An 11071-nucleotide genomic window follows, 5' to 3' on the forward strand; every position below is an offset into this window, starting at 1 on the left:
ACACGACCCCCAGTCGCCCGATACTGCTACGGTACGGCGGCATGAGCCTGGCACCCGCCACGAACCGCAGATCATATAGCAAAAGGCGAGAAAAACAACCAAGGCACCACCTTTCCTATCCGCTTGTATGATGGACGAATGCTTGACCGCCCCTTATAGTTCGTGCACCTAACCAAATATGGACCGACAGCGAGAAACGGCGACGCAACATGAGTGACCTGATTCCCCTGAGTGATGTGATCAACGGCCTTGCCCCGGCAGGCGATGGCTTCAGCCTGACAATCCCCCCCGGCTGGGGCCAAGGGCGCTCGGCCTTCGGCGGCCTGACGGGCGCTCTTGCCGTCAATGCCATGCGGCAAAAGCTCGGTGCGGATGAACGGCCACTGCGTTCGCTCCTCGTTTCTTTCGTTGCTCCCGTCCTACTTGGCGAAAAGGCCGATATTGAGGCAAACATGTTGCGGGCCGGCAAGTCGGTCATTCAGGCCGAATCCCGGCTGATATCGGGCGGCAGTGTCGCAGCCGTCGCACAGGCCGCCTTTGGCCACGCCCGCCCCACCAAAAGTTCGGCGCCGCTTGCTGCCTTCACGCCCGAGCCGCGCGACAGTGTGCCCGCGGCCCCTTTCGTGAAAGGCCTGTTCCCTGATTTTCTCGAGAATTTTGAAATCCGCTGGACCGGCGGCGGCATCCCGTCAAGCGGCAGCAATTCCACCCGCATCGGCATGTGGGTGCGCTTCCGCAAGCCGGTGGACCAGACACTGGCCACCGAACGGCTGATCGCCATCGCCGACATGCCGCCGCCTGCCATGCTGTCGCATTACCGCGAGCGCAAGACCGCCAGCTCGCTCACCTGGTCGCTCGATTTCCTCGTCGACCCGCGCGAGGTGACTGGCGAATGGTTCTATCTGGACTTTTCACTCGATGCCGCTGACGGCGGCTACTGCCAGCAAACCGGCCGCATCTTCACAGAAGACGGCCGGCTTGTGATGATCGGGCATCAGGTGATGGTCTATTTCGAATAGTCAGGCGATGCCGTGGCGAAGGGTGCCGACGCCGTCGATTCCCCCTTCGATGATCGCACCCTTCGTGACCGCCCCTACCCCCGCTGGTGTACCTGTGAAGATCAGGTCACCGGGAGCAAGCGTCACAAAACGCGAAAGCTCGGCAATGATGGCAGGCACGGACCAGATCATCTGGCTGAGATCGGCGTCCTGCTTTACCGCGCCGTCCACCGAAAGCCAGATCCGTCCAGCGGCCGGGTGACCGATCTTTTCAGCAGGCGCCAGCGTGCCGATAGGAGCCGACTGGTCGAACCCCTTGGCCATATCCCAAGGCGAGCCGCTTTTCTTCGCCGCCCCCTGCAGGTCACGCCGGGTCAGGTCGTTGCCGACGGCATAACCGAACACATGCGACAGCGCGTCCGCCTCGGCGAGGTTGGCACCGCCTGACTTCAGCGCAACAACAAGCTCGATCTCGAAATGCAGGTCAGCCGTCATCGGTGGATAGGCGGCATCGGCACCATCGGTGACCAGCGCGTCAGCAGGTTTCGAGAAGAAGGTCGGCGGCACCGATTTGGGATCGCCGCCCATTTCGCGCACATGGTCGGCATAATTACGGCCGACGCAATAGATGCGGTGCACCGGGAAGCGGTCATCCGTTCCGTCAACGGGGACGGATGCAATGGCGGGCGCAGGGATCACGAGATCGGGCATGGAACAGGCTCCACAAGGTCAGCGGGACAAGGATACGGGGGTAACTGCCCCCGCCTCGCCCCGGCTTACCCTGACGCCATAGACCTTGGCAAGCAGCGTATCGGTGAGCACATCGGCAGGTGTACCTTCCGCCACCTTGCGGCCGCCATCCAGCACGATGAGGCGGTCGCAATAACGCGCGGCGAGCGACAGGTCGTGCATCACCACAACGACCGCCTTGCCGCCGGTTGCCACCTCTTTCAGCACATTCATCACGCTCAGCTGGTGGGCAGGGTCAAGCGCGGCCACCGGCTCGTCAGCGAGCAGCAGCGGTGCGTCCGCCGCTAGTGCCCGGGCCAGCAGCACGCGGGCACGTTCGCCGCCGGAAAGTTCGGTCGCCGGGCGGTCTCGCAAGCCTGCGATATCGGCAAGCCTCATGGCCCGCTCAATCGCCTCCCGGTCGACTTCGCTTTGCCGCGCAAATATCGGCCGTGCGCCGCGCCCGAGGGCGACAAGGGCTTCCACCGAAAGCGGCCAATGGACCGTCGGACTTTGCGGCAGATAGGCAATGCGCCCTGCCAGTCGGTGAGCGGGCAAGCTGGATACATCCTCCCCCATCAGGGTAAGCGTACCGGTCGTGAGCGGCAGGAACCGCAATAGCGCGCGCAACAGGCTCGTCTTGCCGGCACCGTTGGGGCCGATAAGGCCAACAAGCTCCCCAGCCGAAACGGTCATATCCACGCCGTCCACCACCCAGCGATTGCCGAGGCTGACGGTCAGGCCTTTCGCTTCCAGTATCAGGCTCATCGCATCTGCCGCCGTGTCTTGAGGATAAGGGCGAGGAAGAAGGGTACGCCCAGAAGGGCGGTGAGCACGCCGAGCTTCAGTTCCTGTTCGGTCGGTATCACCCGGAGGAGCGCATCGGCAAGCGTCACCAGCAGCGCGCCGCCTAGCGCAGACGGCAGCAACAACCGCGCCGGATCGTGCCCTACAAAGGGGCGGATCATATGGGGCACCATCAGGCCGACGAAGCCGATGGTGCCGGCGATGGCCACCGACGCGCCAACCGCGAGTGCGCTGCCGACGATCACCAGAAACCGCACCCGGCGCAGGTTGACCCCCGCGCTTTCCGCTACATCATCGTCAAGGGTGAGGTGCGCCAGCGACGGCCCCGCCATCATCAGCAGCACCCAGCCCGGCAGCATGAAGGGAAGCGCCAACAGGATATCGGCCTCCGACCGGTTGGCGAGCGAGCCCAACAACCACATCACGATGTTGCCGAGCGAGAAAGGATTGGGCGACAGGTTCATGGCAAGCGAGGTAAGCGCCCCGGCAAGGTGCGAAAGCGCGATGCCGACAAGGATCAGCGTCAGCGCACTCGGGTCCCGCCGGGCGAACACATAAAGAAGCGACGTGGACAGAAGTGCCCCGACGAGCGCAAAGCCCGGTACCGCATAGGCGCTGACAGCACTGAGCCCGTAATAAAGCGCTATGACGGCCCCGAGGCTAGCACTGGCGCTGACGCCGATCACGCCGGGGTCCGCGAGCGGGTTTTTGAGCAGCCCCTGCAGGGCCGCGCCGGCAAGGCCGAGCGACGCGCCGACCATCAGCCCCGCCACAAGACGCGGCAAGCGGATTTCCCGCACGATGAGGGCAGCCTTGTCACTTTCAGGATTGCCAACGAGGCCGGTCAGTACGTCACCGAGGCCGAGGCTGGTGCTGCCGACTGCCAGCGCCAACAGGCAGGCAAGGACAAGAAGTGCGACAAGCACAAGATTGACCCGTCCACCGATCATCGGGAGCCCCCTTCCGCGCGTTGCAAGGGATAGGCAGTCTCGGCGATCTGCTCGGCAGCTTCCACTGCGAACCAGGCACCGCAGGAAAGATAGCGCGACGGGATCATCACCACGGGCCGCGTCGCCAGAAGGTCACGAAACAGGCTGTGCCGGGCGATGGACCAGTGATCGATATAATTGCGATCCAGATCGAAGAAACCGCCGACGATCAGGTCCGGCGGGTCAGTCACCAGCGCTTCAAGGTCGATCGGATACCAGCCGGCGCGGCCACCTTCCGCCGCCATATTGACCACGCCGCCCGCCCGCATCAATTCGTCCACGAAGGTGCCCGCACCGGTCGTCACGCCGCCGGGTGTTACATAAAGCGCGCGGAGGGTTGGTCTTCCTTCGGCGCGCGCCTTCAACTCACTGCGCGCGGCATCGAACGCCGCTTTCAGCGCAGCGGCCTTTTCCGACCGACCGAGCGCTTCGCCCACCGCAAGCAGGGCCTCGCCCGCCGCATCAAGGCTGTCTGCATAGGGGATATCCACACCGCGCATACCAAACTTGCCAAGATACCGGGTGGCCTCGAACCCGCCGCCCCAGGCGCGAACGACGATGCTGGCGTCGGTTGTCAGTACGTCCTCGCTCACAGGCCGCACCGTCGGCAGCCCTGCCGCTGCGCCCGCATAATAGCTGTAGGCGGTGCCTGCGGCTGGCGACAGCGCCGTGATCTGGTGCCGGGGCGTCAGCGCCAGCACATATTGGTCCGCGCAATAATCAAGGGACAGCACGCCGTCTGCGACCGCAGCGGTGCTGAACAAAAGCGACAATAGGGGCACGAAGCGCCGCATGAAACCGATCCGTCCGTTATCCGGATGTCGTCGCGGCTGCTGGCCACGTCCTTCAGCTGATCCCGGCCGAAGACCCATGACGACGTGGCGGCAGGTTCCTGACTTCGCCGCTGGCTTGCGGCTCACAGTTGCGGGCACAGTGCCGGCTTTGGGGATGTCTCCGCACCGGCTTCCCTTTTAACCCCGCATGCGGGGCACCACCGTCATCGGTTTTACGGCACGGACAGGCAAAATGGCAAGGCCAATGAAAGCCTTGCCATTTTTAGGTAGCCGGAGGGTCGCCGGGCCTTATGCGACGGTCAGCTGGACGTCGATATTGCCGCGCGTGGCGTTCGAATAGGGGCAAACCTGATGCGCTTTCGCGACCAGATCTTCTGCCACGTCGCGCTCCAGTCCCGGCAGCGCCACTTCAAGGGCAACCGTAAGGCCGAAACCACCTTCCGAGCGCGGGCCGATGCCGACCGTTGCCGTGACACTCGTCTCCGCCGGGACCTTGATCTTCGCGGGGCCAGCCACAGCTTTCATCGCACCGATAAAGCAAGCCGCATAGCCCGAAGCAAAAAGCTGCTCGGGGTTGGCACCTTCGCCGCCCGCGCCGCCAAGTTCCTTCGGCGTGGAGAGCTTGACACTGAACGATCCGTCAAGCGTGCCCGACTGGCCATCACGACCGCCCGTGGCACGAGCCTTGGTTTCATAAAGCACTTTTACAGACATGGTTTCTTCCTTTCAGGTTCGGGTTCGCTGTCAATTAAATTATCAAACGATTTGATCGTGTACGATATATAAGCTCTTCCAGCACCCATGTCAATCGCTTGTAAATATATCGCGTGCGATTTATATTGACGGCAGATTTCCCTAGGAGAAATGCGATGCACGGCACCGAAACCGATATCCCGGATGATATTGCGCTCAATGACATGATCTGCTTCGCCGTCTATTCGGCAGGGCACGCCTTCAACCGCGTCTACAAGCCGCTGCTTGACCGGCTGGGCCTCACCTACCCGCAGTTCCTGACCATGATAGCGCTCTGGAACGAAGACGACCAGACGGTCGGCAGCCTCGGCACCAAACTGTCGCTTGAAAGCTCCACCCTCACCCCGCTCCTGAAGCGGCTCGAGGGCATGGGCCATATCGAACGCCACCGCGACAAGGCAGATGAACGCCAGGTACTGGTCAAGCTGACGAGCCAAGGCCGTTCCCTGAAGGGCAAGGCGGAGGATATCCCCGGCTGTATCATCGCTGCCACCGGCATGCCGGTGGGTGACCTGATCCGCCTGCAGCGCGAGATCATGACGCTGCGCCGCTCGCTCGAGCAATATGCCGCCTAAGCCTTGGTTGAAGGCTTGAACCTTGGTTAGAAAAACGGGACGAAGCGTTTTGCCGCTGCGATGAGCCGCCGCGACCAAGCCGCCCGATCGCGCTACACTGTTCCCGCTTCCATACAAGCATAGGGGGATTCGGGATGACGCGTGTTTCTCTTACCATCAATGGCAAGCCGCACCAGTTTGACGGTGATGGCGAGATGCCGCTTCTGTGGCACTTGCGCGAAGACGCCGGCCTCAAGGGCACCAAATTTGGCTGCGGGATCGGCGCCTGCGGTGCCTGCACCGTCCATATCGACGGCGCGGCGGTGCGCAGCTGCAGCGTATCGATGAACACGCTTGAAGGCGCCGACATCGTCACTATCGAGGGGCTTGCGGATGGCGCGCGGCTGCATGCCGTGCAGGAAGCCTGGATCGCCGAGGATGTGGCCCAGTGCGGCTATTGCCAGGCCGGCCAGATCATGGCCGCTGCCGCCTTCCTGAAGGATTATCCGGACCCGACCGACGAGGATATCGCCGAAAACATCACCAACCTTTGCCGCTGCGGCACCTATGTCCGCATTCGCAAGGCGATCAAGCGCGCTGCGCAGTCGCTGCAAACAGCGTGACGGGAGACAGGCCGTGAACACTCATATCTCTCGCCGCTCATTCCTGAAATCTGCCGCTGCAACAGGCGCGCTTGTTATCGCCGTTGGCGCCAGTCCGCGCCTTCTCTCAGCTGCAGAGCTGAATAGCGAGCGCCTGCCCGCGCTCCTCTGGCTGGACAAGAACGGCAATGTCATCCTTGGCGTGCCAGTGCCCGACATGGGGCAAGGTACCCACACGCTGGCCGCCCAGATCATCGCAGGCGAGATGGACATCGACCTTTCCAATGTCCGGGTGGAGCTAATGGATTTCGTCGGTAAAACCAATGAAAAGGGCATAGCTGCCTTCGGGCACCTGCATCAGGGCGCTGGCGGCAGCATGACAGCCATGCTCCAGTGGGACCCGCTGCGCCAAACCGCCGCCTACACCCGCTCCCTGCTGGTTGAGGCGGCAGCAAAACGATGGAACGCCGATGCGGGTAGCCTTTCCACACGGGACGGCGCCGTCGTCAATCCGGCGAGCGGCACGACTATCGGCTACGGCGACCTCGTCAAGGATATTGGCGACGGTGCGGCCCCGGCCAAATGGGAAGACGTGCCACTGAAACCCCTCGCGGCAAACAAAGTGGTTGGCAAAGACCAGCCCAATCTGGTTGCCCCCGATATTGTCACCGGCAAACCGATCTTCGGCATCGACCAGGAAGTGCCGGGCATGCTGAACGCCGTAATCCGGCGCTGCCCGCATGTGAAAGGCGACCTTGTCCGATTTGACGCCAGCAAGGCGGAAAAGATGCCGGGTGTGCGCGCCGTCATTCCCCTGCCCCGGCTGCCCGAAGACAAGGCTGAGCGTCGCTTCATCGCGGCGAGCGTCGCCGTGCTTGCAGATACCCTGTGGCAAGCGCGCAAGGCGGCCGATGCCCTCGAAATCGAGTGGGACGGTAAATATGGCGTCGAGACCGACAGCAAGCTGCTTCAAGAGAAAGCCATATCCTTGCTGGACGGTGCGGAAATGACCGAGACCGTCGCGCAAGGCGATGTGGAAGCAGCCCTCAAAGGGGCCGCAAAAACGATCGAGGCTACCTACAGCTATCCCCACTGGGCCCATGCCTGTATGGAACCCCAGAACTGTATCGTCGACATTCGGCCGGATAGTGCGGAAATCTGGGTCGGCAACCAGTTCATGGATGAGGCCATCAATGCCGTTGTCTATGCCTGTGACCTGAAGGCCGAGGCCATAACGGCTCACTTTTACCGGCTGGGTACGGCGTTCGGGCGCAAGGCCGAGCATGACTTCCTGAGAGAGGCCTGCCTCCTGTCCAAGCAGGTCGGAAAACCGGTGAAGGTTACCTGGTTCCGCGAAGATGAAATGGAACAGGATTATTATAATCCCATGGGCGCCTATCGCTTGCGCGGCGGCGTGGATGGAAAGGGGCGCCCCGTTGCCATGCATATGCGCGGCACCTCGGATGCCCGTGCAGCCCTTTATGCCACACAGGAAATTCCCTTCGGGCTTATCCCAAATTACAAAGGCGAGTGGCAGCAGTTGCCATCCGACGTCTCGAACGGCGCCTGGCGCGGCCCCGGCAGCAACACGCGCGCCTGGGTGACGCAAGCCTTCCTCAATGAACTTGCCCATGCGGGCGGGCGCGATCCGCTCGATTTCCTGCTGGATCTTTTCAGCAGCCAGTCGAAGGTGGAGATGAAAAACTGGCCGAACCTGACGCTTGGCCTGAGCCGCTACGTGACAGCATTAAAGACCGTCGAAAAAGCTTCGGGCTATCGCACCCCCCTGCCCAGGGGGCGCGGTCGCGGGGTCGCCATCTTCACCACACACCACAGCCTTTGCGCCCATGTGGTGGAGGTGGAGATGAAAGGCGAAACGGACTTCCGCGTCATCAAGGTGACAAGCGCCATCGACTGCGGCCTTGCCGTCAATCCGCTTGGTGTGAGGGCACAAGTGGAAAGTGGCATTGTCGACGGCCTGTGTGCTGCCAAATACGGGAATATGGTGTTCGAACGCGGCGTGCCTGTGACCAACAATTTCGACACGTACCGGAAGCTCAGGATGGATGAGGCGCCGCTGGAGATCGACGTGCATATCCTCGATTTCGGCGACACGAGCCCGCGTGGCACTGGCGAAACCTCTCTACCGCCTTTCATCCCGGCTCTCACCAACGCCATTTTCGCAGCTTCCGGCAAGCGTATCCGCAAGCTGCCGATCATGGAGGCCTTGTAAGACATCCATGGATTGCCTAACCTGAAGGCCAGACACCAACCAACCGCGAAGGAGACATTTTGTGACGAAGGCTGTTTACGACAAGGTCGGCGAGGCCCGGTGATGCGTCCCGCCCCGCATGGGGCGGTGAGGCTCATTGGCCTTCAAGGCCGACCCGGCGACCGGAAAACTTATGGATTCCGCGCCTTTTGTCGTACTTGTCGATTCCGCTGAGGAATCATACAGCCGGAGATATCCGAAATGACTTCACGGTTCCTTAGTCTGGCCGAACTTGGCTGGACGCCGTATTTTGCTTCTCAGTTCACTCCATCCGCCTCGCCCGACGAGCGCGCGGTCAGGGTAATGGCGGTCCATCGCGGCCATGTCACCATTGCCGGGGAAGATATCGATACGACCATTCCGTCACATTTGCCCGGCGCCACCGGCGAGGAAGACCGGCCGACCGTTGGCGACTGGCTTATCATCGACCGCACCAGCCTTCGCCCGACCCGGCTTCTCAACCGGGCCAGCCTCTTTAAGCGGCGGGCGGCGGGCACGGGCCGCGACCTTCAGCTGATTGCTGCCAATGTTGATACCTTGTTCGTGGTCACTTCCTGCAATCGGGACTTCAATCTCGCACGGCTGGAACGCTATCTCGTTCTGGCACGCGAGGCTGGCGTCATGCCGGTGGTCGTTCTGACGAAAGCCGACCTCGCTGATGATGTTGCCGACTATGCGAAAGCGGCTCGCCGGCTGCTTTCGGGCCTCGTCGTCGAAACCCTCGACGCACGCGACCCCGATGCGGCTGCGGCTCTTGCTGCATGGTGCGGTAAAGGCCAGACAGTCGCCCTCCTTGGCTCTTCAGGGGTCGGCAAATCTACGCTCGTCAATTCGTTGTCCGGCGTCGGCGCCCTGACCGGCGCTGTGCGCAAGGGCGATACCAAGGGGCGGCATACCACCACGGGACGGTCCCTGCATCGGCTGGAACAGGGCGGATGGCTCCTCGACACCCCCGGCATGCGCGAGCTGCAACTTGCCGATGTCCAGGAAGGGCTGGATGAAGTCTTCAGCGACATCGCCGCCCTGGCAAATGAGTGCCGTTTTTCAGATTGCGCCCATGACAGCGAACCAGGCTGTGCAATCAAGGAGGCACTGGCAAACGGCCACCTTGAGCCAGAACGGTTGGCCCGCTGGCTGAAGCTCGCAGCAGAAGATGCCCACAATCGCGCCTCGCTTGCCGAACGCCGGTCGCGCGAACGCGCCTTCAGCAAGATGGCGCGGTCCGTGATAAGGGGCAAAAACACCCGAACGCAGCGCTAGATGCTCCAAATTGTGCGCCGAAGGGACAAATCAGCCCCTTCGGCCGCGAATTTCAATGCCGGTCCTTCCAAGCTGACGCGGTCAGTGGTCATGTTCTGCTTCAGGCATCCAGACTTGGCGCCAACGTAGATCGATCACGAATTCCCGCTTGGCCAGCACATCGGCACCAAGGACCATAACGGAGCCGTTCACAACGTCCGAATACTCCGCTCGTGCGAGCGGCGCCACTGCAACCTCGAGCCCGTCCAGATTCCATTCGCCAACGCGGAAACCATCAAGCCGAGTGGTCTGGTAGTTGCGCGTGAAAGAAATGATGCCGGTCGCAACGGAATCGGACATCCGGGCCGAGGCGAGAATGAACCCGTCGCTACCATAGAAGCGCTGCGGGAACAGCTTCCGGGCCACCTCCTGGCTCAGGATTGAATGGGACGTCGAAGGATCCAGCACTACCAGCAGCTTCTGGCCGCGATATTCCACCGGGAGCACAAGCCCGCCACGCTTGCTTCTATATCCTTCAATGAAGGTCCAGTCGTCGCGCGACACAGGAAAAGCGTTTGCATAGAAGCGGATCAGTCGCTCGGATGGCAGATAGTGCAGCAAGCCACCCGCGAAAATATCCAGGCCGATCACGCCGTCACTGGAGGTGTTTCCTTCGAAAAGCCCGACCGACAGGTCGGTCCGATCAAGGCTGCCAATTCGCAGGCCGTTCAGACGGATACGCCGCAAATTGGTAATGCCGTCCGCATAGAGATACCCCTGATAGCCAGAAACGGCCTGCAGCATACCCGGCTGGTGGGTCACGTTGCGTATGACAACCGGGCGTTCTGGAAGTGTATCAAGATCTGCAGACTTGAGCTCTTTCTCCTCCTTGAACGCGGTTGCCTTCGCGGTGTCCCTGGAAAGCACCACACCGCCCGAGGCCCCTTCGAAAAGAAACTGCCGTTCCTCGCCATTCTCCAGTGTCACGGGCAGCAGGATACGACCTTGTTCATCGTAGGATACCGGAATTTCAACACCGTCATCGGCAGCTAACGAACCGCTGCTGCCCGCTGCGAACACCAGTGCGCAGATGATCTTAAGCATGCAAATTCCCCCCCGGCCCGCCCGAAACATCACCATAGATTGCACTCATGGTGCCATGGGTAGACAGGATCGGCCAGAAAAAAGGGGCACGGCTACCGAATAGCAAAAAGCCGCCGGATCACTTGGATCACGGCGGCTTTTTGCTCTTATGAAGATGTTCCTCGCTATTTTGTAGATCTGGCGGCGACCTACTCTTCCGCAGCTTGAGCTGAAGTACCATTGGCACGAGG

The 11071-nt window shown here is 61.7% G+C and carries 11 protein-coding genes and 1 riboswitch; of the genes, 5 read left to right on the forward strand and 6 right to left on the reverse strand.

All coding sequences use genetic code 11. From position 1 onward, the window contains the following. Positions 1-209: 209 nt before the first annotated feature. Positions 210-1019, forward strand: coding sequence for a thioesterase family protein (locus OU694_RS08620; RefSeq protein WP_308910576.1), 810 nt, complete (start codon positions 210-212; stop codon positions 1017-1019). Here OU694_RS08620 and OU694_RS08625 read toward each other — a convergent pair whose 3' ends face one another. The 5 genes from OU694_RS08625 to OU694_RS08645 form a co-directional block, all read right to left on the reverse strand. After that, on the reverse strand, positions 1020-1709 hold the full coding sequence (locus OU694_RS08625; protein WP_308910577.1) for a fumarylacetoacetate hydrolase family protein: 690 nt from the start codon (positions 1707-1709) through the stop codon (positions 1020-1022). 18 nt (positions 1710-1727) lie between these two features. Beyond that, positions 1728-2495, reverse strand: a complete 768-nt coding sequence (locus OU694_RS08630) for an ABC transporter ATP-binding protein (RefSeq protein WP_308910578.1) — start codon at positions 2493-2495, stop codon at positions 1728-1730. Next, on the reverse strand, positions 2492-3484 hold the full coding sequence (locus OU694_RS08635; protein WP_308910579.1) for a FecCD family ABC transporter permease: 993 nt from the start codon (positions 3482-3484) through the stop codon (positions 2492-2494). The genes OU694_RS08630 and OU694_RS08635 overlap by 4 nt, the downstream gene beginning before the upstream one ends. Beyond that, positions 3481-4317, reverse strand: coding sequence for an ABC transporter substrate-binding protein (locus OU694_RS08640; RefSeq protein WP_308910580.1), 837 nt, complete (start codon positions 4315-4317; stop codon positions 3481-3483). The genes OU694_RS08635 and OU694_RS08640 overlap by 4 nt, the downstream gene beginning before the upstream one ends. A 72-nt stretch (positions 4318-4389) precedes the next feature. Then, positions 4390-4532, reverse strand: a riboswitch (cobalamin riboswitch). Between the two features lie 73 nt (positions 4533-4605). After that, positions 4606-5031, reverse strand: a complete 426-nt coding sequence (locus OU694_RS08645) for an organic hydroperoxide resistance protein (RefSeq protein WP_308910581.1) — start codon at positions 5029-5031, stop codon at positions 4606-4608. A 155-nt stretch (positions 5032-5186) separates the two neighbouring features. On the opposite strand from OU694_RS08645, the gene OU694_RS08650 reads away from it, so the two are divergent. The 4 genes from OU694_RS08650 (at position 5187) to rsgA (ending at position 9758) form a co-directional block, all read left to right on the forward strand. Continuing rightward, positions 5187-5645, forward strand: a complete 459-nt coding sequence (locus OU694_RS08650) for a MarR family winged helix-turn-helix transcriptional regulator (RefSeq protein WP_308910582.1) — start codon at positions 5187-5189, stop codon at positions 5643-5645. Between the two features lie 134 nt (positions 5646-5779). Further along, positions 5780-6247 (forward strand): (2Fe-2S)-binding protein, encoded by a 468-nt coding sequence (locus tag OU694_RS08655; protein WP_308910583.1) that lies wholly within the window; start codon positions 5780-5782, stop codon positions 6245-6247. Positions 6248-6260: 13 nt separating this feature from the next. Next, positions 6261-8459, forward strand: coding sequence for a xanthine dehydrogenase family protein molybdopterin-binding subunit (locus tag OU694_RS08660; protein WP_308910584.1), 2199 nt, complete (start codon positions 6261-6263; stop codon positions 8457-8459). A 240-nt stretch (positions 8460-8699) separates the two neighbouring features. Further along, positions 8700-9758 carry a ribosome small subunit-dependent GTPase A gene (rsgA, locus tag OU694_RS08665; RefSeq protein WP_308910585.1) on the forward strand — a complete coding sequence of 353 codons (1059 nt, stop codon included), beginning with the start codon at positions 8700-8702 and terminating at the stop codon, positions 9756-9758. Positions 9759-9839: 81 nt separating this feature from the next. Here rsgA and OU694_RS08670 read toward each other — a convergent pair whose 3' ends face one another. After that, complete coding sequence (locus OU694_RS08670) at positions 9840-10841, reverse strand: hypothetical protein (RefSeq protein ID WP_308910586.1); 1002 nt, start codon at positions 10839-10841, stop codon at positions 9840-9842. Between the last annotated feature and the right edge of the window lie 230 nt (positions 10842-11071).

Origin of the sequence: Pseudokordiimonas caeni, from assembly GCF_026719705.1 — a bacterium.
In the GTDB taxonomy this organism is placed as follows: Bacteria; Pseudomonadota; Alphaproteobacteria; order Sphingomonadales; family Kordiimonadaceae; genus Gimibacter; species Gimibacter caeni.

Coding starts and splice junctions, on each gene's coding strand:
- rsgA (WP_308910585.1), top strand. CDS start 8,700: ATGACTTCACGGTTCCTTAGTCTGGCCGAACTTGGCTGGACGCCGTAT.
- OU694_RS08630 (WP_308910578.1), bottom strand. CDS start 2,495: ATGAGCCTGATACTGGAAGCGAAAGGCCTGACCGTCAGCCTCGGCAAT.
- OU694_RS08670 (WP_308910586.1), bottom strand. CDS start 10,841: ATGCTTAAGATCATCTGCGCACTGGTGTTCGCAGCGGGCAGCAGCGGT.
- OU694_RS08645 (WP_308910581.1), bottom strand. CDS start 5,031: ATGTCTGTAAAAGTGCTTTATGAAACCAAGGCTCGTGCCACGGGCGGT.
- OU694_RS08655 (WP_308910583.1), top strand. CDS start 5,780: ATGACGCGTGTTTCTCTTACCATCAATGGCAAGCCGCACCAGTTTGAC.
- OU694_RS08625 (WP_308910577.1), bottom strand. CDS start 1,709: ATGCCCGATCTCGTGATCCCTGCGCCCGCCATTGCATCCGTCCCCGTT.
- OU694_RS08635 (WP_308910579.1), bottom strand. CDS start 3,484: ATGATCGGTGGACGGGTCAATCTTGTGCTTGTCGCACTTCTTGTCCTT.
- OU694_RS08620 (WP_308910576.1), top strand. CDS start 210: ATGAGTGACCTGATTCCCCTGAGTGATGTGATCAACGGCCTTGCCCCG.
- OU694_RS08650 (WP_308910582.1), top strand. CDS start 5,187: ATGCACGGCACCGAAACCGATATCCCGGATGATATTGCGCTCAATGAC.
- OU694_RS08640 (WP_308910580.1), bottom strand. CDS start 4,317: ATGCGGCGCTTCGTGCCCCTATTGTCGCTTTTGTTCAGCACCGCTGCG.